Source organism: Aeromonas rivuli (assembly GCF_000820045.1).
GTDB classification, from domain to species: Bacteria; Pseudomonadota; Gammaproteobacteria; order Enterobacterales; family Aeromonadaceae; genus Aeromonas; species Aeromonas rivuli.
Window position 1 is genome coordinate 89049 of record NZ_CDBJ01000079.1, and the last position, 22091, is coordinate 111139.

Here is a 22091-nt window from a genome sequence, read left to right on the forward strand (position 1 = left end):
TGTCCGATATTTTGATTATCCGGCTCCTGGTCTTCGGACCCGGAGCCTTTGTCGTCTTGAGAATGAGGCTTTTATGACTCCTGTAGTAGCCCTGGTGGGCCGCCCCAACGTGGGGAAATCCACCCTGTTCAACCGCCTGACCCGTACCCGGGATGCCCTGGTGGCCGATTTCCCCGGCCTGACCCGGGATCGTAAATACGGCCAGGCGAAGCTGGGCGAGCTGGAATTTATCGTGGTCGATACCGGCGGTATCGATGGCACTGAAGAGGGTATCGAGCTGAAGATGGCCGAGCAATCCCTGCAGGCCATCGAAGAAGCCGATGTGGTGCTGTTCATGGTCGATGCCCGTGCCGGTCTGACCGCCGCGGATCAGGCGATCGCCGAGCACCTGCGCAAGGCCCAGAAGAAGGTGTTCCTGGTCGCCAACAAGACCGACGGCATCGATGGTGATTCCGCCGTGTCCGAGTTCTACTCCCTGGCGCTGGGTGAGGTCTATCAGATAGCCGCCGCCCATGGTCGCGGCGTGCTGAGCCTGCTGGAGCTCTCTTTGGCCCCGCACCTGGAAACCCTGGTCGGTGAAGACGATGTGCAGGAAGAGGAAGAAGAGGACTTCGATGAAGAAGCCCTGCTGCGCATGGTAGCCGCCGGTGATCTGGACACCCGGGAAGACACCAAGGAGACCCCCTTTGCCGACTTGCCTATCAAGTTCGCCATCGTCGGTCGCCCCAACGTCGGTAAATCCACCCTGACCAACCGCATGCTGGGTGAAGACAGGGTCATCGTCTATGACATGCCGGGTACCACTCGCGACTCCATCTACATCCCCATGGAGCGTGATGAGCAGAAGTACGTCATCATCGACACCGCCGGTGTGCGTCGTCGTGGCAAGGTGCATGAGACGGTGGAGAAGTTCTCCGTCATCAAGACCCTCAAGGCCATCGAAGATGCCAACGTCTGCCTGCTGGTGATCGATGCCCGCGAGACCATCACCGATCAGGACTTGAGTATCTTGGGCTTCGTGCTCAACACCGGTCGCTCCGTGGTGCTGGTGGTGAACAAGTGGGATGGTCTGGATACCGAAGTGAAGACCAGCATCAAGAATGAGCTGGATCGTCGTCTGGGCTTCATCGATTTCGCCCGGGTGCACTTCATCTCTGCCCTGCACGGTAGCGGGGTCGGCCACCTGTTCGAATCCATCCAGGAGGCGTACCAGTCCGCCACCCGCCGGACCAGCACCGCCATGCTGACCCGCATCATGCAGATGGCCCAGGAAGATCACCAGCCGCCCATGGTCAATGGTCGCCGGGTCAAGCTGAAGTATGCCCATGCCGGTGGTTACAACCCGCCGCGCATCGTCATCCACGGCAACCAGCTCAATGACTTGCCGGATTCCTACAAGCGCTATCTGATCAACTATTTCCGCAAGTCCCTGAAGATCATGGGCACCCCGATCCGGGTCGAGTTCCAGGAGTCGGTCAACCCCTTCGAGGGCAGGAAGAACACCATGACCCTGAGTCAGGAGCGGCAACGCAAGCGCCTGCTCAAGATGAAGAAGTAAGACAACGCGGCTGCCTCAGGGCAGCCGTTTTACATTGATGCAGTGCAATTCCCGCAGGCGCTCCCCATGTTATCTTGACCCTGACAATAGGCAGCAGCCATGCTGATAAGAGAAGGAGCGGGTCTGCGGCAGGCTCAAGCCAGACTCATATTATCAGGAGCATCACCATGAATGATTCCACGCCCAGTTGTCCCGCGTGTGCGGCGGCCCTGGATCCTCGCCATAGCGAACAGCGCTGCCCCGTCTGTCACGCCGAGTTGTGCTTTGAGGCCAGCTGTCCCGATTGTGGCGCCCCGCTGGAGCGGCTGCAGGCATGCGGTGCGGTCGACTATTTCTGTCAGGGGTGCAGCAGCCTCATCTCCAAGCGTCGGGTGATCTATGAGGTCAGGCGGGTAGGGGATGGCGAGTAGAGGAGAGGCCATGTAGCCGTTACAGCTCGTCCTTTCAATCGCTCGCAGACCAGCCAAATGAGATAGGAAAGAGGCGCCCACCGGGCGCCTCTTTTATGCAGGTTTGACTCGGCCTCTTGTCGGGCTTGTGTTGACCTCAGGCCGGATTCACGGCGGCAGCGGCCAGGCGTTTGCGTTTGAACTGGTAACCGATGGCGAGCACCAGTATCCAGACCGGGATCAGCATGACGGAGATCTGGATGCCGGGGGTCAGATACATGATGACCAGGATGCCCGCCATGAAGGCGAGGCAGAGGTAGTTGCCAAAGGGGTACCAGAACGCCTTGAACTGAGGCTCGATCCCCTGGGCCTGCTTGGCCTTGCGGAATTTGAGATGAGCCAGGCTGATCATGGCCCAGTTGATGACCAGGGCCGACACCACCAGCGCCATCAGCAGCTCGAAGGCCTTGCCCGGGATCAGGTAGTTGATCAGCACGCACAGCAAGGTGGCACCCGCCGAGATGGATATGGCGACCATGGGAACACCGCTCTTGCTGGTCTTGAGCAGCGCCTTGGGACCATTGCCCTGCTTGGCCAGGCCAAACAACATCCGGCTGTTGCAGTAGACGCAGCTGTTGTAGACCGAGAGCGCCGCGGTCAGTACCACCATATTGAGCACAGTCGCCACCAGATCGCTGTCCAGGGCATGGAAGATCATCACGAAGGGACTGCCGCCCTCGACGACTTTGCCCCAGGGGTAGAGGGACATCAGTACTGCCAGGGCGCCGATGTAGAAGATGAGGATGCGGTAGATCACCTGGTTGGTGGCCTTGGGAATACTCTTTTGCGGATCGTCGGCTTCGGCCGCCGTGATACCGACCAGCTCCAGACCCCCGAAGGAGAACATGATCACCGCCATGGCCATCACCAGGCCGCTGATACCGTTGGGGAAGAAGCCGCCCTGATCCCAGAGGTTGGTCACGCTCGCCTCGGGGCCGCCGCTGCCGCTGGCCAGCAGGTAGCCACCAAAGCCAATCATGCCGACGATGGCGACCACCTTGATGATGGCGAACCAGAACTCCATCTCGCCAAATGCCTTGACGTTGGTGAGGTTGATGGCGTTGATCAGCACGAAGAAGAGGGCCGCCGACATCCAGGTCGGGATCTCGGGCCACCAGTACTGGACATAGATGCCGACTGCGGTGAGCTCGGCCATGCTGACCAGCACATAGAGTACCCAGTAGTTCCAACCAGACGCGAAGCCCGCGAAGTCACCCCAGTATTTATAGGCAAAGTGGCTGAAGGAGCCTGCCACCGGCTCTTCCACCACCATCTCGCCGAGCTGGCGCATGATGAGGAAGGCGATGAAGCCGCCGATGGCATAGCCGAGCAGCACTGAGGGGCCGGCCATCTTGATGGTCTGGGCTATCCCCAGAAACAGGCCGGTGCCGATGGCGCCGCCCAGGGCGATGAGCTGGATATGGCGGTTCTTGAGGCCGCGCTTGAGCTCATCGCCTTGTGGTTGAAGATCCATACTGAGTCCTTTTGATTCGTCAGTCCGTCGCTTTCGTCATTTCGTAGCCAAAAGCTGACGTAACCTGTATTTATTTCGTTACATGGTGCCATTTGTTGTTTTTCATGGTGGCTACCAACCGCAGCAGAATAGTGATAAACGACCCGTGTTGCACCTGTTTTTGCTATCATTCGCTGGCTTTTTCGCCTCTTATCAGTCTTTTATTGAGGTTCTTCTCACTTTTTCTGGTCATTGCTCACTATCTGGTCGACTGATTATGCCGATCTTGATCTTCTGCACTATCCGTGATTAATGGTGTCGAGATTCATTGGAGGCTTTTTGCATCCGCTCCCGCTTTGCCTGCCCATGTCAGTGGCAGGTGGGGCAGGGCAATCAGTGGCAAGAGCGGTATCCATCACTGTTATGACGAGGAGAGGCGGGTTCTGGGATGATGAAGATGGTGGGCTGGGTCATGATGGCCCTGTTGTGGGGAGTGCTGTGTCTGGCGCCGCTGCTGCTGTTGCTGGCCCTGGGTGTCTTGTTGTGCCTCGGGTTCCTGGCCCAGGCCAGCTGGCCCTGGGTGATGGCGGGGGCTGGCCTGCTCGGCCTTGGACTGGGGATCTGGCTGGCGGAGCGGGTGCGCGGTGGTTATGGTTTGATCTCCTTCTACGGCAAGCTGATGAGTAACCGTGAGCTTAACCTGCCAAAGAGCTGACAACGGGAGGGGAACCCGGGGTGTTTCCCCGGCCAGCCCTATGAAAAAGAGCCCTGAACCCGCGTTGGCGGGAACAGGGCTCTTTGCATGGCAAGCTGGGCTGACTTTTGTTGCGGATGAGCGCCGCTCTCAATAGAGCTGGCGGCGCATGCCGGTGCCCTCGAGGATCTTGGCGCTGATCTCCTCCACCGAGTGGGCGCTGGTATCGAGGAAGCGGATCGCCTCCTGGCGATAGAGGCGCTCGACGCTCGCCAGCTCCTGCTGGCACTGCTCCAGGGAGGAGTAACGACTGTTGGCCCGGCGCTGGTTGCGGATCTCATGGAGCCTGTCCGGGGTGATGGTCAGCCCGAACAACTTGTGGCGATTGGCTTTGAGGGCGGCGGGCAGCTCCAGGGCCTGCATGTCCTGTTCGATGAAGGGGTAGTTGGCGGCACGCACGCCAAATTGCAGCGCCAGATAGAGGCTGGTCGGTGTCTTGCCGCAACGGGAGACGCCGATGAGGATGATGTCCGCCTCGTCATACTCCTTGGTGGTGATGCCATCGTCGTTCGCCAGGGCAAAGTTGACCGCCTCGATGCGGTCGTCATAGAGCTTGCGGTTCTCCATGCCGTGGGTGCGATGCAGACGCGGGGTGGCCTTGATGCCAAGCTCTTGCTCCAGGGGACTGACGAAGGTATTGAGAAAGTCATGGCTGCTGGCGTGGGCTTTGAGCACCTCTTCACGCACCTGCGGGTCGACGATGGTGTGGAACAGTATGGGGCGAACCCCGGTTTGGCGGAACTGCTCGTCGATGCGCATGCGGACCAGACGCGCCTTCTCCAGGGTCTCCACGAAAGGGATGGTGACCTGCTCGAAGATCATGGGAAATTGGCTGAGTACCGCGTGGCCAAACACCTCGGCGGTGATGGCAGTGCCATCTGAAACATAAAAAACGGTGTGCACTGGCCGCTCCCTTTTTACTTGCTGCGAAGAAAGTATCTCTCGATACCAAACGACTATTGTCAACCGATCTGCCGTTTCCAAGTTGTGAACTCGGTTGCAAACCTGAATCGTTACCTTTTTGTGTTCGCATTGTAGAATGTCTGTGTCATTCGGCCTATCCCCAAATCTTGCGTGGGGATTTTTTTGACCGGGAGAAGAAAACGTTTTCTCGGCGGGCGGCGACAGCACAAACTAACAAAAAAAGCACACAACAAGGCACAGATGGTGCACCGGCACCCTGGCCCACCAACCTGGAGACATGCAAATGCAACAGTACGTACTTTGGTACGAACAACTCGGAATGCAAGATGTAGAACGAGTCGGCGGCAAGAATGCATCCCTTGGCGAGATGATCAGCAACCTGTCTGGTGCCGGTGTGTCCGTGCCGGGTGGATTTGCTACCACGGCGTTTGCTTTTAATGAGTTTCTGGAGCGCAGCGGGCTCAATGATCAGATCCATGACTTGCTCGACCGCCTGAATGTGGATGACATCGCGGCCCTCGGCGCCGCCGGTAACCAGATCCGTCAATGGGTGATCGATGCCCCCTTCCAGCCGGAGCTGGAAGAAGCCATCCGCAGCGCCTATGACAAGCTCAGTGCCGGGCTGGAGGCCTCCTTTGCGGTGCGCTCCTCCGCCACCGCCGAAGACATGCCGGATGCTTCCTTCGCGGGCCAGCAGGAGACCTTCCTCAACGTGCGCGGCATCGATGCCGTCATGACCGCCGTCAAGCATGTGTTTGCCTCCCTGTTCAACGATCGCGCCATCTCCTACCGGGTGCACCAGGGCTATGACCACAAGGGTGTGGCCCTCTCCGCCGGCATCCAGCGCATGGTGCGCTCGGACTTGGCCGCCTCCGGTGTCATGTTCACCCTGGATACCGAATCGGGTTTCAACGATGTGGTCTTCATCACCGGTAGCCAGGGGTTGGGGGAGATGGTGGTGCAGGGTGCGGTCAATCCGGACGAGTTCTATGTCCATAAGCCAACCCTGAAAGCGGGTCGCCCCGCCGTGGTGCGCAAGACCTTGGGATCCAAGCTGCTCAAGATGACCTACTCCAGCGATGCGGGTCATGGCCGTCAGGTCAAGATTGAAGATACCCAGGAGGCGGAGCGCAACCAGTTCTGCATCAACAATGACGAGGTGATGGAGCTGGCCAAGCAGGCGCTCATCATCGAGCAACACTATGGCCGTCCCATGGACATCGAGTGGGCCAAAGATGGTCAGGATGGCAGGCTCTACATCGTCCAGGCTCGTCCCGAGACGGTACGCAGTCGCCAGGAGGCCAACACCCTCGAACGTTTTGCCCTCAAGCAAGCGGGCAAGGTGTTGATCGAAGGGCGTGCCATCGGTCACAAGATAGGGGCGGGCCCGGCCCGGGTCATCAGCTCCATCAGCCAGATGGACGAAGTGCAACCCGGTGACGTGCTGGTCACCGACATGACGGATCCGGACTGGGAGCCCATCATGAAGCGGGCCTCGGCCATCGTCACCAACCGCGGTGGCCGCACCTGCCACGCCGCCATCATCGCCCGCGAGCTGGGTATCCCCGCGGTGGTCGGCTGTGGCGATGCCACGGATCACATTGCGCCGGGCCAGCTCATAACCGTCTCCTGCGCCGAGGGCGATACCGGCTTCATCTATGATGGCCAGCTCGACTTCGAGGTGGCGGTGACACAAGTGGGCAACATGCCGCGCCTGCCCATCAAAGTGATGATGAACGTCGGCAACCCGGACAGGGCCTTCGACTTTGCCCAGTTGCCCAACGCCGGTGTGGGTCTGGCGCGACTCGAGTTCATCATCAACCGCATGATAGGGGTACACCCCAAGGCCCTGCTGGAATTTGACAAGCAGAGCCCGGCGCTGCAGGCCACCATCACCAAGATGATCGCCGGCTACGAGAGCCCCCGCGAGTACTACATCGCCAAATTGACCGAAGGCATCGCCACCCTGGCCGCCGCCTTCTGGCCGGAGCGGGTGATAGTGCGGATGTCGGACTTCAAGTCCAACGAGTACGCCAATCTGGTGGGGGGCCGTGGCTACGAGCCCCATGAAGAGAACCCCATGATAGGCTTCCGCGGTGCCTCCCGTTACATCGCCGACAGCTTCCGTCCCTGTTTCGCCCTCGAATGCGAGGCGATGAAGCGGGTGCGCGATGTGATGGGGCTGACCAACGTCGAGGTGATGATCCCCTTCGTGCGCACCGTGGGTGAAGCCGAGCAGGTGATCGAGATCCTGGCCGAGAACGGTCTGCGCCGTGGCGAACGGGGCCTGAAAGTCATCATGATGTGTGAACTGCCCTCCAACGCCCTGTTGGCAGATCAGTTCCTGCAGCACTTCGATGGCTTCTCCATCGGCTCCAACGACATGACCCAGCTCACCCTGGGACTGGACAGGGATTCCGGCCTCATCGCCCATCTGTTCGACGAGCGTAATGATGCGGTCAAGGCGCTGCTGGCCATGGCCATCCAGGCCGCCCGCAAGGCGGGCAAGTATGTCGGCATCTGCGGTCAGGGCCCGTCCGATCACCCGGACTTCGCCGCCTGGCTGGTGGAGCAGGGCATCGACTCGGTGTCGCTCAACCCCGATACGGTCGTCGATACCTGGCTCTATCTGGCCGAGCAGCACAAGGCCGGCTAAGTCAGCCAATCCGCTCTCGATACAACGGCGCCGCAAGGGCGCCGTTTTTTATGGGTTGCCAGCCGGATCTCTATTCAGGCAAGAGCCCTTGCTGGCGGATAAGCCTGGTCAGGCTCGCCGCTATGCCGTCATGCTCGGCGGCGGTCGGGTGCCAGAGGCAGCCTGAGTTGTCGGAGCGCATCTGCTCGATCAGCACGGGAGGCTCCCCCAGCAGGGCAAGCTGTTGCTGCAACCGGATCAGGGTCTGGTTCAGCCGGTCGTGGGGCCAGAGATACTGGCCCATCAGGATGATGGGGGGGCTGTCGTAGCGCTGGCGCAGATCCCGCAGCAGCTCGACATAGCCATCGATCCAGGCCTGCTGGAAGCTCTCCTGATCCGGCCAGGGTTCGGGGGGTTGCAGCTCGGAGCTGAAGTCATTGGTGCCGAGTTCGACGACGATCAGCACCGGGTGTTGACTCTCGAAATCCGTGCCCCCCCGATAGACGGCGCCTGCCTTGTCCAGATAATGGGGCAGGGCATGATGGGGCTGGTTGCCGTCCTAGTTGCGCAAGAGTCCGAGCCCCGAGTAGGAGACCTGGCTATGGGTGGCCCCGAGCAGCGCCGCCGTTTTGGCCGGGAAGGCAAGCCTGGCGTTGGAGCTGTTGAGGTTCTCCTCCCAACTGCATTCGCGCTTGTTCGACTCGCTGCCCATGCCGGCGCTGATGGAGTCACCGACAAACAGCAGGTGGGGCTTTTGCTGCCAGAGGCCGCTCACTACTCCGTCGGTGACCAGGGCGTCCAGGGTCAGCATGGCGTCATAGGTTTCGGTGCGTTTGACCAGCTCGACCTTGACCGAGCGAGGCGTCGGCCACTGCAGCAGGGGATAGGTGTGCATGCCCTGGCCGGTCTTGATGACGCCTTGCAATTGGTCATCGATCAGCAGATCGAACTGGCTCTGCTGGCCGTCCATGGCGATGGCGAGCTCCCGCCCCTCGAAGCGAAAGGTGAGCCGGGTCGCCGGCCAGTTGAGCCGCACGTCCTGTTTGACCCAGTCGCGCACGATGCGCCCCTCGTAATTGAGGCGATGATCCGTGGCTTCGATGCGGGCCGGCCTGTGCCTCGGCGGCCAGCCCCATAGCGGCGAGCAGGAGGAGTCCTTTCACTGTCTTCATGCTGATCCCTGTGCTGTTTCATTGAGTGGGGGCAGGGAAGGCCATGACGCCGGCGCCGATCCCGTGAGCGACAGGAGTCGGTCAGGCATGTGTTCTCATCGCTGCCACTTGACGCCCTTGGTATGGGCGCCGAATGAAGATAGATGGTTAACATCGGCACATAAAAGCAGCATCGTCAGGATCTGTGGGGGCCATCAAGATTTTTATTCGAAGATTAATAAGTGTCCCCTCAGCCCGCTGTCCCATCAGGGCCAGGCCATTCGTGAGGAAGGAATGCGGGGCAGCCGAGCAGGATCCACCAGAGGAAGTAGCAGATCACGACGCCTGCCCAGAGCCAAGCCAAATAGCGACAAGTGAGCACCATGCCGAGCATGCTCACCGCCAGTGCGACCTGGAAAGCGATCAGCCCAAACATAAAGGGCGCCATGCTATCCATCATGGCGCCTACCTCACCAGGGACAAGATCTGGCGAAAAGCCGGATGGCGGCAATCCCCCAGCAGCTCATAGAGACACATCTCCACCGAGCCGAGCTCGGCCCCCCGTGCGGCCAGCTTGGTGATCGCCAGCTCCCGATTGGCGGCGAGGCGAGATGAAACCGCATCGACGACGAGGGTGGCAGCCAGCCCGGCTTCCAGCAGCCCCAGCACCGTCTGGTAGACGCAAATATGTGCCTCAATGCCGCACACCAACCAGTGGTTCACCCCGGTTTCGCTGATGGCCGCCGCCACCTGCGGCTCCCCCAGGGCGCCGAAGCTGAACTTGGGCAGCACCTGTGCCCCGGCTTGCAGCGGCTGCAGCTCGGGCACCGTGGCCCCGAGCTTGTCCGGATTTTGCTCCAGCCAGACAACCGGCAAGCCCAGCGCCCGGGCGCCTTGCACCAGCCGGGCGGTATTGGCGATCAGGGGAGCACTCCCCTCAACCAGTCGTGCCAGCTTGCCCTGAATATCGACGACCAACAGGCCGGTGTGATTGCGACTCAGCATACTGTCTCCTTGATAAATAGCGGATGGGAAGCAATACCATCATGCGACCCGTTGCCTTGTACATCTAGAAACATATCTTGCGCTGACGCCCATGGCCGGTGGGGTTAACATCCACGCCATCTTGAGGTCGGATCCGGACCTGTCACCGGCGAGCGCAGCCTTTCTACCCCGCCCTTGCCAAACGACTGCCGAGCCCCTGCCAGAGGGGGCATCCGCAGGACATGATCCTGTGTTCGCCGTTGACCGCTATTTCATTAACGAGGGGGATCACCATGAAGAAAATCATCCTGTTTATGTCGCTCACCAGCCTGCTGGCCGGATGTTCCACCGCCACAGAGCGCATGGCCAATTGCCAGGCGCAGGGGATCAGCAAGGATGCCTGCTACATCGCGGAGCAAAATCGCCAGACTGCCATCCTCGGCGCCGCCGAGAAGCAGGCGATGGAGAATGCCAGCAAGGCGGTCAAGTAAGGCGTTGTCGGTTCAATCCGTCGGTGCATTCCCAAAGCCCTGGTGTCGATGACGCCGGGGCTTTTTGCTATGGAGGGCATGGCGCCCGCACGGTCGGACTGCGCTACTCGTCGCCCAGATAGGTGACCGCCTCGATATTGTTGCCATCGGGGTCGAGCAGAAAGGCGGCGTAATAGTTGGGGGCATAGTGGGGGCGCAGCCCTGGCTGCCCATTGCAGCGAAAACCCGCCTCGATACCGGCCTGATGGAAGGCATCCACCTCGGCGGGGTGTCTGGCGCGAAAGGCTATGTGGCCGGGGGTGCTCTGCTCGCCGCCTTCTATCAGAAAGCTCACCTTGTCTTGCTCAATCTGGCCAAACCCCGCAGCTTGCTCATCCGCCCACTTGAGCTCTATCTGCAGGGGAGTGAAGACAGCTTCATAGAAGCGCCGGCATGCCTGAAATCTGACGGTCTTGATTTCAACGTGATCGAACACAGCCACTCCTGTTGCTGACTGGGCGGGCAAGACGCTACCGCCCCTGAATAATGCCTGCGCTCACAGGCCCGCTCTTGGGTACCCGGTAGAAAAAGGGCACCAAATGACCATCCTATGCCGGATGAGGCCGGGATGGCGAGATCCTGCTCATCATTATTGTGTGGCTTATCAAAGATTTTCGCGCGAGGAGCGGTGACGGACCGCGGCTCGGCATCTGCACTGGTGCTCGCCATCTTTGCGCAAGCTCAGCCGATTTTGTCGCTTGGCGAAGGGAGGAGGCTCTGTTATGGTGATCTTAATTAGCCATTTGGATGGCTAGATGGTTGTTGTGAGGCTGCCTGCAGTGGCAATCCCCGCGGCCAGGCCACCGTTTTGACCATGTTGACAGGGAGTTTCTTATGCAGCGTCGTTCCTTCTTCACATTTTCCGCCTTTGCCCTGCTGGCCGCCAGCAGCGCCTTTTCTGCCACTGCCGCCGATGCGACGGCTCCCGTCAAGCAAGAGATAGTGATTGGCACCACGGTCGGGGATTTTGCCGACATGGTGACCGACTCCATCAAGCCGCAGCTGGAAGCCAAAGGCTACACAGTGAAACTGGTGGAGTTCACCGATTATGTGAGCCCGAATATCGCCCTGGCCGATGGCTCCCTCGATGTGAACTGCTTCCAGCACAGGCCCTATCTGGAGAGCTTTGCCAAGGACAGGGGCCTGTCGCTGACCCCGATAACCCAGGTGCCGACCGGCCCCATGGGTCTCTATTCAGGCAAGATCAAGACACTATCGGCGCTGAAAGAGGGGAGCACAGTGGCGCTGCCCAACGATCCCAGCAACCAGGCGCGGGCGCTGTTGATGTTGCAGGACATGGGCTGGCTCACCCTCAAAGAGGGCATCAACCCGCTCAAGGCGAGCGAGTTCGACGTGGTGAAGAATCCGCACGACATCAAGTTGGTGCTGCTGGAGGCGGCCCAGCTGCCCCGCTCGCGGGAAGATGTGGACTTCACGGTGATCAATGGCAACTATGCGGCGTCGAGCGGAATCCCTTTTAGCGAGGGGCTCTTCCTCGAGCGCAGCTATGACTTCATCAACTGGGTGGTGGTCAAGCGCGGCGATGCCGACACCCCGTTCGCCAAGGATGTGGCTGCCGCCTACAACTCCCCCGCGTTCAAGGCCTATGCCGCCAAGCGTTTCGCTGGCTACAAATACCCCGAAGGCTGGCAGGGGCAGAACAAGGGGTGAGCCGACCCCCCATGACGGCTGGTTTGATATGAGCACGGGCACCCAGGGGTGCCCGTGCTCATATTCGCCGCAGTGTGGGCCGCCGATGGCGACGGGCAATCAGTGGTGGCGTAGCCACCCGCAGACGGTGCGGCAAACAGCGTGTCAGGTTGCCGAGCAGAGTGCTCGTCAACCCATGCAGGGTGAGGTCTGTGACAGGGCATGCGCCGCGCCCTGGTGCAGCATCTGGAGAGGGATCAGTGGTGGCGTAGCCACCAGCGGGCGGCAAACAGGGCGGTCAGGCTGCCGAGCAGGGCGCTGGCCAGCACATCCAGGGGCCAGTGCATGCCGATCAGGGTGCGTGACAGGCCGATGGCGAGGGCCCACAGCGGCAGCAGCCAGACTCCGCGGGGCGCGCGGGCCAGCCAGATCAGACCGAAGAACTGGGCGAGGCTCATGGCGGCGATGCTGTGCCCGGAGGGGAAGGCGTAATTCACCTCCGCCTGCCAGTGGTTGCCGAGCCACTGGGGCAGGGCCAGCAGCTGGCTCGCCGCATGCACTTGTTCGCTGCGCACCTCGACCTGGCTGGCGTAGAACTGCTCGATGGCGGGGATCAGCTGCTGGCTCTCCAGCCAGAGCAGATAGGGGCGCGGCTCCTGGGTCAGGTGCTTGATCAGGCTCTTGATGACCCAGTCGCCAGCGAGCACGGCAAAGAGGGCGCCACTCAAGGCCAGCAGGGCGGGCAGGCTCAGGGCCAGCTTGTAGCGGGTCAGTAGCAGCAGGGCCAGGATACTGATGGCGAGGCCGGGAATATCCACCATACGGGTGAGGGCGTAGGGCCACCACAACCACTCCGATTGCAGGGCATTGACCCTAAAAGGCTGCCAGGGCAGGCAGACCAGCAGCACCAGCGGCAGGATCAGGGCGGCACTGAATGCAAGCGCCTGGCTGCGCGGCAGTGAAGAGGAGTGCGTCGACATAACAAGGCTCGTAACGGTGCCGTGGCGCGGCAGATAAAAAGAGGCGACATTGTGCCAGCCCCGGCTTGGCGGTCAAGTCGCGAGAGGCGGCCAACAACATGGTGTTACAAATCAGGGGCACCAGCAGTCAGTTGCCCTGTGTGGGTCAGGGCGGCGAAGCGACTGTGGCGGCAGCAGAGGCATGAATCTGAGTGCCTGACCAGTTGCCCTGTGTGGGCCAGGGCGGCGAAGCGGCTGCGGCAGCAGCAGGGGCATGAATATAAGTGTCTGACCCGTTGTCCTGTGCGGATTGGGGACGAAGCGACTGTGGCGGCAGAAGAGAGACGAATAAGTGTCTGACCACTTGGCCTGTATGGGCTAGAATGGCGCGCCCCTGGCCGATTGCGCACATCAGTCTTGAACATGAAGAGAGCCCAATGAAGATCGTCGTCGATGAGAATATGCCCCATGCCTGCGAGTTGTTTGCCGAATTTGGCGAGGTGATCCCCTTGCCCGGGCGGCATATCAGCGCGGCGGATCTGCAGGATGCCGAGGTGCTGCTGGTGCGATCCGTGACCCGGGTGGATGCCAGCCTGCTCGCCGACTGCCCGCGGCTGAGCTTCATTGGCACCGCGACCATAGGCACGGATCATATCGACAAAGCCTTGCTGGCGACGCGCAATATCCCCTTCTTCAGTGCTCCCGGTTGCAACAAACAGTCGGTGGGGGATTATGTGCTCTCCGCCCTGCTGGTGCTGGCCGAGCGTTATGAGCTGACCCTGGCGGGCATGAGCCTGGCCGTGATAGGGGCGGGCAACACGGGAGAGTGCGTGGCGGACAAGGCCGAAGCACTCGGCATGAAGGTGCTGCGCTGCGATCCTCCCCGGGCGAGGGCGCAGACGGAGGAGGGGCACGAGTTTGTCGACTACCAGACAGCCCTGTCGGCCGACATCGTCAGCTTCCATGTGCCCATCACCTCTGAGGGGCCCGATGCGACCTACCACCTGCTCGATGCCGCCCACATAGCCGCGTGTCCTGGGGGGCAGATCCTCATCAATGCGTCACGGGGTGAGGTGTGGGACAATCAGGCCCTGCTCACCCGCCAGCGCGGTGAACGCCCGCTGCGGCTGGTGATGGATGTGTGGGAAAACGAGCCCCATATTCTGGCGGCGCTGGTGGCGCATACCGAGCTTGCCACGCCCCATATTGCCGGCTACAGCCTGGAGGGCAAGGCGCGCGGTACCTGGATGCTCTATCAGGCTCTCTGTGAGCAGACGGGACGCAATCCGCGCGGGGATCTGCACACGTTGCTGCCCGCCCCGGAGGTGAGTGCACTCAGCCCTGGACGAGGGGTGGATCAGGGGCTCATCAAGCAGTTGGTCCATCTGATTTACGATGTGCGCCGCGATGATGCCCGCTTTCGGAACCGACTCGGCATTCAGGGCAGCTTCGATGGCCAGCGCAAGGACTACCCGGAGCGGCGTGAGCTGTCAGCCCTGCGTCTGACCGGTCCCTTTGCCGCGTCCCCAGCCCTGGCGGCACTGGGATTTGACTGCCAACCCTGACCCCATGCCGGGCGTTTGGCTTTTGCCAGCGCGAATGACAAGTACCACCGATTTACAGTCATAGATAAGCAGGACTCGTCCTGCCGCAGGAGGGCTCAGAGCCCTCCTGATCATTTGAGAGGAGAGAATGATGAGCCAGCAGTTTAACGTAGCGGTATTGGGCGCAAGTGGCGCCGTGGGTCAAGCCATGATCGAGATCCTGGCAGAGCGAAACTTCCCGGTCGCCACCCTCTATCCCCTGGCCTCCAGTCGCAGCGCCGGTGACACAGTGCGTTTTGGTGGCAAGCACCTCGATATTCTGGATGTGGAAGAGTTCGACTGGAGCAAGGTCGAGCTAGCCCTCTTCTCCGCAGGATCCGAGGTGTCCGCCAAGTGGGCGCCTATCGCCGCCGAACAGGGGTGTATCGTCATCGATAACACCTCCTGTTTCCGTTATGAAGACGATGTGCCTCTGGTTATTCCGGAAGTGAATCCGGATGCCCTGGCCGATTTTCGCAATCGCAACATCATCGCCAACCCGAACTGCTCCACCATACAGATGCTGATGGCGCTCAAGCCCCTGCATGACGAGGTGGGCATTGCCCGCATCAATGTGGCGACCTATCAGTCGGTCTCGGGGTCGGGCAAGGAGGGGGTGAGCGAACTGGCTGGCCAGACCGCCAAGTTGCTCAACGGCCTGCCGGTAGAGCCCAGCCTCTACCCTCAGCAGATCGCCTTCAACCTGATCCCGCAGATCGATGAGTTCACCGACAACGGCTACACCCGTGAAGAGATGAAGATGGTGTGGGAGACCCAGAAGATCCTGGGGGATGCCAGCATCGCCGTGAACCCCACCTGTGTGCGGGTGCCCGTGTTCTACTGCCACGCCGAGGTGCTGCACGTCGAGCTGCATCAGCCCCTGGATGCCGAGCAGGTTAAAGCGCTGCTGCGCGAGGCCCCCGGTATCAGCCTGTTTGACGAGGATGCCAGCTATCCGACCCCGGTTGGCGACGCCACCGGTCAGGATGACGTCATGGTTGGTCGCATCCGTCAGGATATTTCTCACCCTTGCGGTATTAATATGTGGATCGTGGCCGATAACGTTCGTAAGGGCGCGGCAACCAACAGTGTGCAAATTGCCGAATTGCTGATCCGCGACTACCTGTAAGTTCCTGTCGACACTCGGCCTCTCGTCCAAGGGGGGCCGAGTGTGATCGAAGTTGCAGGAAGCGGCCTCGACATTCCCCCTTAATATCAATTAATTAACTTTGCCCCTACACTCGGGCACGAATTGGGTGCTATTTGCGTCGGATGACTGGCTTGAGACTCGAGCCTGATTTATATTGAACCGACTGTTTTGGGGCAACTATCCAGATTTTTCAATGTGATAGGCCGTCATACGAAGGAACGAACATGGGACAATCCCGCATAACACTGGCGACGCTTCTCGCGTTAAGTCTGCTCAACACCACTTCTGCTTCCGCCGAAGAGGCCAGCCGGGATCCCTTCTTCGTGGAGTTGAAGGGACCGGATGAGCCTGCCAGTCAGGTGATCCAGCCGACTCAGCCCGCGACGCCGGTGCAGCGTCAGGCCCAGCCTGTGCGCCAGCCACAAGCAGCAGCCCCTCAGAGCGGCCGCCGCTATGGCCCGGTTCGTCCCACCGATACGCTCTGGAGTCTCGCGAGCAAGCATCGCCCCTCCAATCGGGTGAGCGTCTATCAGACCATGGTTGCCATCTATGACAAGAACCCCGGCAGCTTCGCCGATGGCAACATCAATCATATTTTGGTGGGGTCCAGCATCACCCTGCCAAGCGAAGCCGAAGCGCGCCGCCATACGGACGCCCAGGCTCGCCAACGTTTCAACAGCGATAACGCCAGCTGGAAAGGCTTGAGTCCCAAGTATCTCGCCAGCAAGCAGAGTGCCCAGCCCCAGGCCAGGCAGCCTGTCAAGCCAGCCCCCAAGCAGACCACCAAGCCCGCCGCCCCATCGGCTGCCCCCATTCCTGCCCCGGTTGTGGCCCCGGTGTTGGCGGTGACCGCCGCCAAGGCAGGCGGTGAGGTCAACCCCCTCGCCAGCGGCGCACAGCCAACGGTACCGGTATTGGCCAATGCCGCCAGCGGTGCCCCTGCGCCCTTGCCGGTCGCCACCGAAACCGTTCAGGGCAAGCCAGGTACCGAGATGGCCCTGGCACTGGAAGATGCCAATGCCCAGCTAGGTCAAGTCACCGAGATGAACCACAGGCTCAAGCTGCGGTTGCAGTCCCTGACCGAAGAGGTCGAGACCCTCAAGGCGCAGCTGCAAGATCAGCTTGTCTTGCAAAAAGAGGTGGCCGAACTCAGGGCCAATCCCGTGCCACCTGTGGCCGTTGCCCCCCCGCCCCAGAATTGGCTGACGGACTTGCTCGCATCCCCTCTGAACCTGGCCATGGTCATCCTGTTGCCCGTGCTGCTGGTATTGGCGCTGGTAACCCTCTGGCTGCGGGCCCGTGCTCGCCGCGAGCTGGAAGAGCAGGAGAAGAACCTCTCCGAGACCACCTCCGTGGTGATGGGGCAGGAGATGAGCGAGTTCGATCAGCTCATCGGCGCCGACATTGATGAAGAGCCTGTCGCCCGTGCCGCGCCCCACCTCAATGAAGGCGCAGCCCATGAGCCTGAGGAGGATCTGGATCTGGTCTTTAGCGACGAAGGGGAGCAGGTGCGGGAGTCCGAGATGCGGGATCCTGAGCTGGTGCCCGAGCTTGATCTCGCCGCCGACGAGCAGTTTGAGCGACCCGAGCGGCCCGAGATGGATCTCGCCAGCGAGTTCAACCCGGCTGCCGATGAGGCGCTGATGAGCGAGGAGGAGCTGCAGGCCGCACTGTTTGCGGATCTCAATGCCGAGCTTGATGCCGAAGAGGATCGCTTCGCCGCCCAATCCCCTGCTGGCCGTGGGGCCCGTGACGAGGATGATCTGCCGGAGCTGGACTTCAGCGACCTCGACACCAGCCTGGACGACGAGCCGGCGCCCAGTGTCCATCAAGCATCCCAGACCGCCGACGAATTGCTGGCTGAGTGGGGCATGAGCCCTGAGCCCGTCAAGGATCCCAATGAGCTGGCCCTTGCCGATTTCGAGGATGCCTTCGCACAAGTCGAGCCTAGCGAGGAGCTCAAACCCAGGGCCCAGGCCGCGGCCGATGATTTTGTCGAGATAGACAGCCTGCTGGCCGATGCCAATGCCAACCAGAGCGAGCAGGAGCCGTACCAGGGCTTCTCCCTGAATGTGGGGCTGGATGGTTTCCCCGAGGTATTGCCAGAGTCTGGCGGCTTCGACGTGGATGCCGATGATGGCGGCGTGGGTGCCAAGCTGGATCTGGCCCGGGCTTACCTCGAGATAGATGACAAGGAGAGCGCCCGCGAGCTGCTGGTCGAGGCGTCCGAGCAGGGCAACGACAAGCAACGCAGCGAGGCCGAGAAGCTGCTCAAGCGGTTGGCCTGATGGCCGGATGCAAGCAGGGCGACCCCAGGGTCGCCCTTCTTTTTGGGATATTGGCGGCGGTGTGGGTATAATTCGCCGCGTTTTCTCTCACAGAGCGATAATCAGACTCATGCGAATTGCCTTAGGTATTGAATATGACGGCAGCCGGTATTTTGGCTGGCAGCGTCAACGGGAAGTGATCAGCGTCCAGCAGGAGCTGGAGAAGGCCCTCAGCCGCATCGCCAACCACGAGGTGAGCATACAGTGCGCCGGGCGCACCGACGCCGGGGTGCATGCCACCGGTCAGGTGATCCACTTCGATACCCAGGCCATCCGCAGCGAGAGCGCCTGGACGCTCGGGGTGAACTCCAACCTGCCCCCCGACATCGGGGTGCGCTGGGTGAAGGAGGTGGATGAGGGCTTCCATGCCCGCTTCAGCGCCACCGCCCGTCGCTACCGCTATGTCATCTATAACCACAACTTCCGCCCCGCCATCCTCGGCAGCGGCGTCAGCCACTACCACGAGACTCTGGACGCGGCCCTGATGCATCAGGCGGGCCAGAGCCTGCTCGGCGAGCGGGATTTCACCTCGTTTCGCGCCGCAGGTTGCCAATCCAAGAGCCCCTGGCGCAATGTGACCCATCTGTGCGTCAGTCGCAGCGGCCCCTACATAGTGCTGGATATCCGTGCCAATGCCTTCTTGCACCACATGGTACGCAACGTCACCGGCTCCTTGCTGCTGGTGGGGCAGGGACTCAAACCCGTGGAGTGGATAGCCGAGGTGCTGGCCGCCAAGGATCGCGACATGGCAGGCCCCACCGCCAAAGCCGGTGGTCTCTATCTGGTCGACGTCGATTATCCCGCCGAACAGGGACTGCCCAGGCTGCCGCTCGGCCCGCTCTGGCTGCCGGACTCGGCACCGGGTACGACCAGTTTTTAGTAACTGCGCCCGAAAAATTGTGGTTTAATGATCCGTCGTTTATTGCCATCGAGCCGTAAGTCATTGAACTATCAAGGCTCGATGCGTATTGTCAGGCACAAAAGCATTAAGGAATTCCATGAGCTGGCTTGAGAAGATCCTTCCCAAGAGCAAGATCACTACCCCCCGTCGTCATAACATCCCGGAAGGGGTGTGGACCAAGTGCGGATCTTGTGAACAGGTGCTCTACCGGGCAGAGCTGGAGCGCAACCTCGAGGTTTGCCCCAAATGTAACCATCACATGCGCATTACCGCCCGTGCCCGCCTCGAGTGTTTCCTCGACGCTGATGGTCGCAGTGAAATCGGCGCCGAGTTGGAGCCGCAGGATATTTTGAAATTCAAGGATTCCAAGCGCTACAAGGATCGTTTGTCCACCGCCCAGAAAGAGACGGGGGAAAAAGATGCGCTGGTGGTGATGAAAGGAACCCTCAAGGGGGTGCCCGTGGTCGCCTGTTCGTTCGAGTTCTCCTTCATCGGGGGTTCCATGTCCTCCGTGGTCGGTGCCCGCTTCGTGCGTGCCGTCGAGGAGAGCATCAAGGAGGGCCGCGGCCTGGTCTGCTTCTCCACCTCCGGTGGGGCGCGGATGCAGGAAGCCCTGTTCTCCCTGATGCAGATGGCCAAGACCAGTGCGGCGCTGGACAGGCTCACCAAGGCGGGTCTGCCCTATATCTCGGTGCTGACCGATCCGACCATGGGTGGCGTCTCTGCCAGTCTGGCGATGCTGGGTGACATCAACGTGGGTGAGCCCAAGGCGCTGATCGGCTTTGCCGGCCCCCGTGTCATCGAGCAGACGGTGCGCGAGAAGCTGCCAGAAGGCTTCCAGCGCTCCGAGTTCCTGCTGGAGAAGGGTGCCATCGACATGATCATCGACCGCCGCGAGATGCGCGATCGTCTGGCCAGCTTGCTCGCCAAGCTGATGAATACCCAGGTCGTCGAAGACTGAACATGAGTTCAAACATGCAACAATCTCAAAGCCGGTCGCTGGTCGACTGGCTTTCTTATTTGGAGCAGATCCATCCGGTCAACATCGACATGGGTCTGACACGGGTCGGCATCGTTGCACGGCGCATGGGGCTGACCACCTTGCCCGGCAAGGTGCTCACCGTCGCCGGTACCAATGGCAAGGGCTCTTCTTGTGCCATGGCGGCCAGTATCCTGATGGCCGCCGGTTACCGGGTCGGGGTCTACTCATCCCCCCATCTGCTGCGTTTTACCGAGCGAGTGCGCCTCAATGGCCAGGAGCTGGGCGAGCAGGAGCACTGCGCCGCCTTCACCGAGGTGGAAACGGCCCGCGCCGAGATAGCGCTCACCTTCTTCGAGTTTGCCACCCTGGCCGCGCTCTGGCTGTTTCGCCGCCATGCCCCGGATGTGGTATTGCTGGAGGTAGGACTGGGGGGCCGGCTCGATGCCACCAATGTGGTGGAGTCCGATGTGGCCATGATCACCAGCATCGCCCTGGATCATTGCGACTGGCTCGGCGATACCCGCGAGGCAGTGGCGGTGGAGAAGGCGGGAGTCTACCGCAAGGGGCGAGCCGCCATCAGCGGTGAGCCCAATCCCCCCGCCACCATTGCCAGCGAAGCGGCGCGCCTGGGCGCTCATCTCTATCAGGTAGGCCGTGATTTCAGTGGTCAAGCCCATGACGATGCCGCGGCTGGCTGGGATTATCGGGGGCTGCAATGCTATCAAGGCCTGCCAATTCCCGCCTTGCCGCTGATGAATGCGGTGACAGTGCTGGCCGCCCTGGAGCGGCTCGGACTGACGTTGCCCGAGTCGGCCATTCGCCAGGGCTTGAGTGAGGCGCGTCTTGCGGGCCGGATGCAGCGCTTGCAGACGGATCCGCTGGTCATCGTCGATGTGGCCCACAATCCCCACTCTGCGGCCTATCTGGCCAGTCAGTTGAGCGCCATCCCGTGCCGCGGGGTACGCCGCGCCGTGGTCGGCATGCTCAAGGACAAAGACATGGCGGGGTCCCTTGCCGAGCTCGATGGCCTGGTTGATTGCTGGTATCTGGCGAGCCTCACCGGGCCGCGGGCCGCGACCGCAGGCCAGCTGGCGGATGCCCTGGGGCAGGGGAAGGGGAGCGCGACCCAATATGATGCCGTGTCCGAGGCTTATCAGCAGGCACTGGCTGATTCGAGTCCCGCTGATGTGGTCATTGTCTTTGGATCGTTTTACACTGTCGCCGATATTCTGGCGACACAACCGGCCTGAATGCGCCACGGGCGCCGGGCTGGATAGCAACACAAGGGTAGGAGTAAGGTTTGGCTTCTAAGTTCCAAAACAGATTGGTGGGCACGGTTATCCTGGTGGCTCTGGTGGTCATCTTCTTGCCGGATATGCTCGATGGCCAGAAAATTGCGCAAAAGGATGAGGCGTTCGCGACTATCCCGCTGCGCCCCGAGCTCGAGCCCGCCAAGCCCGCGCTTCAGGTCTCCGCCGCCAGTACCCTGCCCAGCGATCATGAGGTGAGCAAGCAGCAGGCCAGGGCCGCCGAACAGTGGCAGGTCGAGGAGGTCTCGTCCCCTGTGACCTTGGGCCAGCAAGGTGGCGCGCCGCACGTGGTCAGCCCGCCGGTTGTCAAGCCGGAGCCCGTGGTGGCCAAGCAGCCAGAGCCGGTCAAGGTGCAACCCAAGCCCGTGCCAAAGCCCAAGCCTCAGGTCAAGCCGGAGCCCGTCAAGCCACAGATCAAGAGCATGGACGACCTGCTGCAGAGCAAGCAGCTGGTGGCTCAGGCCGCGCCGGCACCGGCTCAGGGCAGCTGGATCCTCCAGCTTGGCGCCTTCCGCAACAAGGACAGCGTCAATGCGCTGGTGGGCAAGTTGCGAGCCTCGGGTTACTCGGCCCATACGGTGCCCCGTACTCCGGTACAGGGTCAGATCAACCGGGTCTTCATCGGCCCGGATGTCTCCAAGGCCAAGCTGCAGAGCATCCAGGCCAAGGTGAGCCAGCAGACCGGCCTGAGCGGCTCAGTGGTAGCGTATAACCCCTGATGAGAGGGGATAACCACCGACATCTGTGCACAGAGCTCAAATAAAAAGACCGCGCCTTGGCGCGGTCTTTTT

Annotated in this window: 21 protein-coding genes; 13 read left to right on the top strand and 8 right to left on the bottom strand. The window is 61.2% G+C overall.

The genetic code is table 11. The annotated features are described in order from the left end of the window. Positions 1-73 precede the first annotated feature (73 nt). Together der and BN1130_RS18315 are read left to right on the top strand one after the other, a co-directional pair. Complete coding sequence (gene der / locus BN1130_RS18310; RefSeq protein WP_042043766.1) at positions 74-1558, top strand: ribosome biogenesis GTPase Der; 1485 nt, start codon at positions 74-76, stop codon at positions 1556-1558. A 167-nt stretch (positions 1559-1725) separates the two neighbouring features. Beyond that, positions 1726-1968 (top strand): zinc ribbon domain-containing protein, encoded by a 243-nt coding sequence (locus tag BN1130_RS18315; RefSeq protein ID WP_042043767.1) that lies wholly within the window; start codon positions 1726-1728, stop codon positions 1966-1968. Between the two features lie 136 nt (positions 1969-2104). Here BN1130_RS18315 and BN1130_RS18320 read toward each other — a convergent pair whose 3' ends face one another. Continuing rightward, positions 2105-3481 carry an amino acid permease gene (locus BN1130_RS18320; protein ID WP_042043768.1) on the bottom strand — a complete coding sequence of 459 codons (1377 nt, stop codon included), beginning with the start codon at positions 3479-3481 and terminating at the stop codon, positions 2105-2107. A gap of 427 nt (positions 3482-3908) precedes the next feature. Between BN1130_RS18320 and BN1130_RS18325 the strand changes: the two genes are divergently transcribed. Further along, the gene (locus BN1130_RS18325; protein WP_042043769.1) at positions 3909-4175 is read left to right on the top strand and encodes a hypothetical protein; all 267 of its coding nucleotides are present in this window, start codon (positions 3909-3911) and stop codon (positions 4173-4175) included. Between the two features lie 129 nt (positions 4176-4304). On the opposite strand, the gene ppsR is transcribed toward BN1130_RS18325, so the two are convergent. Then, complete coding sequence (gene ppsR / locus BN1130_RS18330) at positions 4305-5117, bottom strand: posphoenolpyruvate synthetase regulatory kinase/phosphorylase PpsR (protein WP_042043770.1); 813 nt, start codon at positions 5115-5117, stop codon at positions 4305-4307. Positions 5118-5421: 304 nt separating this feature from the next. Here ppsR and ppsA point away from each other — a divergent pair, with 304 nt between their 5' ends. Next, positions 5422-7794: a phosphoenolpyruvate synthase gene (gene ppsA, locus BN1130_RS18335; protein WP_042043771.1), complete on the top strand. Its 2373-nt coding sequence runs from the start codon at positions 5422-5424 to the stop codon at positions 7792-7794. Between the two features lie 70 nt (positions 7795-7864). Here ppsA and BN1130_RS21385 read toward each other — a convergent pair whose 3' ends face one another. The 4 genes from BN1130_RS21385 to BN1130_RS18350 all read right to left on the bottom strand — a co-directional run bounded on the left by BN1130_RS21385 (position 7865) and on the right by BN1130_RS18350 (position 9929). Continuing rightward, on the bottom strand, positions 7865-8239 hold the full coding sequence (locus BN1130_RS21385) for an SGNH/GDSL hydrolase family protein (RefSeq protein WP_052448260.1): 375 nt from the start codon (positions 8237-8239) through the stop codon (positions 7865-7867). Positions 8240-8332: 93 nt separating this feature from the next. Continuing rightward, positions 8333-8875, bottom strand: coding sequence for an SGNH/GDSL hydrolase family protein (locus BN1130_RS21390; protein WP_306382054.1), 543 nt, complete (start codon positions 8873-8875; stop codon positions 8333-8335). A 299-nt stretch (positions 8876-9174) separates the two neighbouring features. Next, entirely contained in the window at positions 9175-9384 is a 210-nt protein-coding gene (locus BN1130_RS18345; RefSeq protein WP_042043772.1) for a hypothetical protein, read from the bottom strand. Between the two features lie 5 nt (positions 9385-9389). Next, on the bottom strand, positions 9390-9929 hold the full coding sequence (locus BN1130_RS18350; protein ID WP_042043774.1) for an isochorismatase family protein: 540 nt from the start codon (positions 9927-9929) through the stop codon (positions 9390-9392). Positions 9930-10201: 272 nt separating this feature from the next. Between BN1130_RS18350 and BN1130_RS18355 the strand changes: the two genes are divergently transcribed. Then, positions 10202-10399 (top strand): lipoprotein, encoded by a 198-nt coding sequence (locus BN1130_RS18355; protein WP_052448262.1) that lies wholly within the window; start codon positions 10202-10204, stop codon positions 10397-10399. 103 nt (positions 10400-10502) lie between these two features. Here BN1130_RS18355 and BN1130_RS18360 read toward each other — a convergent pair whose 3' ends face one another. Then, positions 10503-10874, bottom strand: coding sequence for a VOC family protein (locus BN1130_RS18360; protein WP_042043776.1), 372 nt, complete (start codon positions 10872-10874; stop codon positions 10503-10505). Positions 10875-11272: 398 nt separating this feature from the next. Here BN1130_RS18360 and BN1130_RS18365 point away from each other — a divergent pair, with 398 nt between their 5' ends. Then, positions 11273-12109 (top strand): MetQ/NlpA family ABC transporter substrate-binding protein, encoded by an 837-nt coding sequence (locus tag BN1130_RS18365; protein ID WP_042043777.1) that lies wholly within the window; start codon positions 11273-11275, stop codon positions 12107-12109. Between the two features lie 236 nt (positions 12110-12345). Here the strand turns inward: BN1130_RS18365 and BN1130_RS18370 are convergent, their stop codons facing one another. Next, on the bottom strand, positions 12346-13068 hold the full coding sequence (locus tag BN1130_RS18370; protein ID WP_042043778.1) for a phosphatase PAP2 family protein: 723 nt from the start codon (positions 13066-13068) through the stop codon (positions 12346-12348). Between the two features lie 416 nt (positions 13069-13484). Between BN1130_RS18370 and BN1130_RS18375 the strand changes: the two genes are divergently transcribed. From BN1130_RS18375 to dedD, 7 genes are all read left to right on the top strand, one after another. After that, on the top strand, positions 13485-14612 hold the full coding sequence (locus BN1130_RS18375) for a 4-phosphoerythronate dehydrogenase (RefSeq protein WP_042043780.1): 1128 nt from the start codon (positions 13485-13487) through the stop codon (positions 14610-14612). Positions 14613-14742: 130 nt separating this feature from the next. Then, positions 14743-15759, top strand: a complete 1017-nt coding sequence (locus BN1130_RS18380) for an aspartate-semialdehyde dehydrogenase (RefSeq protein WP_042043781.1) — start codon at positions 14743-14745, stop codon at positions 15757-15759. Positions 15760-16004: 245 nt separating this feature from the next. Further along, on the top strand, positions 16005-18068 hold the full coding sequence (locus BN1130_RS18385; RefSeq protein ID WP_042043782.1) for a FimV/HubP family polar landmark protein: 2064 nt from the start codon (positions 16005-16007) through the stop codon (positions 18066-18068). Between the two features lie 109 nt (positions 18069-18177). Beyond that, positions 18178-18987, top strand: coding sequence for a tRNA pseudouridine(38-40) synthase TruA (gene truA, locus BN1130_RS18390; RefSeq protein ID WP_042043783.1), 810 nt, complete (start codon positions 18178-18180; stop codon positions 18985-18987). A gap of 118 nt (positions 18988-19105) precedes the next feature. After that, positions 19106-19969 (top strand): acetyl-CoA carboxylase, carboxyltransferase subunit beta, encoded by an 864-nt coding sequence (gene accD, locus BN1130_RS18395; RefSeq protein ID WP_042043785.1) that lies wholly within the window; start codon positions 19106-19108, stop codon positions 19967-19969. A gap of 2 nt (positions 19970-19971) precedes the next feature. Further along, a complete protein-coding gene (gene folC / locus BN1130_RS18400) occupies positions 19972-21240 on the top strand; it encodes a bifunctional tetrahydrofolate synthase/dihydrofolate synthase (protein ID WP_042043786.1) in 1269 nt (422 codons plus the stop codon). 50 nt (positions 21241-21290) lie between these two features. Then, positions 21291-22019 (top strand): cell division protein DedD, encoded by a 729-nt coding sequence (gene dedD / locus BN1130_RS18405; protein ID WP_042043787.1) that lies wholly within the window; start codon positions 21291-21293, stop codon positions 22017-22019. The last annotated feature ends 72 nt before the right edge of the window (positions 22020-22091 follow it).

What these genes read in the sequence shown, in the direction of transcription:
- der (WP_042043766.1), top strand. Translation starts at nt 74, where the DNA reads ATGACTCCTGTAGTAGCCCTGGTGGGCCGCCCCAACGTGGGGAAATCC.
- BN1130_RS18315 (WP_042043767.1), top strand. Translation starts at nt 1,726, where the DNA reads ATGAATGATTCCACGCCCAGTTGTCCCGCGTGTGCGGCGGCCCTGGAT.
- BN1130_RS18320 (WP_042043768.1), bottom strand. Translation starts at nt 3,481, where the DNA reads ATGGATCTTCAACCACAAGGCGATGAGCTCAAGCGCGGCCTCAAGAAC.
- BN1130_RS18325 (WP_042043769.1), top strand. Translation starts at nt 3,909, where the DNA reads ATGATGAAGATGGTGGGCTGGGTCATGATGGCCCTGTTGTGGGGAGTG.
- ppsA (WP_042043771.1), top strand. Translation starts at nt 5,422, where the DNA reads ATGCAACAGTACGTACTTTGGTACGAACAACTCGGAATGCAAGATGTA.
- BN1130_RS18345 (WP_042043772.1), bottom strand. Translation starts at nt 9,384, where the DNA reads ATGATGGATAGCATGGCGCCCTTTATGTTTGGGCTGATCGCTTTCCAG.
- BN1130_RS18350 (WP_042043774.1), bottom strand. Translation starts at nt 9,929, where the DNA reads ATGCTGAGTCGCAATCACACCGGCCTGTTGGTCGTCGATATTCAGGGC.
- BN1130_RS18355 (WP_052448262.1), top strand. Translation starts at nt 10,202, where the DNA reads ATGAAGAAAATCATCCTGTTTATGTCGCTCACCAGCCTGCTGGCCGGA.
- BN1130_RS18365 (WP_042043777.1), top strand. Translation starts at nt 11,273, where the DNA reads ATGCAGCGTCGTTCCTTCTTCACATTTTCCGCCTTTGCCCTGCTGGCC.
- BN1130_RS18370 (WP_042043778.1), bottom strand. Translation starts at nt 13,068, where the DNA reads ATGTCGACGCACTCCTCTTCACTGCCGCGCAGCCAGGCGCTTGCATTC.
- BN1130_RS18375 (WP_042043780.1), top strand. Translation starts at nt 13,485, where the DNA reads ATGAAGATCGTCGTCGATGAGAATATGCCCCATGCCTGCGAGTTGTTT.
- BN1130_RS18380 (WP_042043781.1), top strand. Translation starts at nt 14,743, where the DNA reads ATGAGCCAGCAGTTTAACGTAGCGGTATTGGGCGCAAGTGGCGCCGTG.
- BN1130_RS18385 (WP_042043782.1), top strand. Translation starts at nt 16,005, where the DNA reads ATGGGACAATCCCGCATAACACTGGCGACGCTTCTCGCGTTAAGTCTG.
- truA (WP_042043783.1), top strand. Translation starts at nt 18,178, where the DNA reads ATGCGAATTGCCTTAGGTATTGAATATGACGGCAGCCGGTATTTTGGC.
- accD (WP_042043785.1), top strand. Translation starts at nt 19,106, where the DNA reads ATGAGCTGGCTTGAGAAGATCCTTCCCAAGAGCAAGATCACTACCCCC.
- folC (WP_042043786.1), top strand. Translation starts at nt 19,972, where the DNA reads ATGAGTTCAAACATGCAACAATCTCAAAGCCGGTCGCTGGTCGACTGG.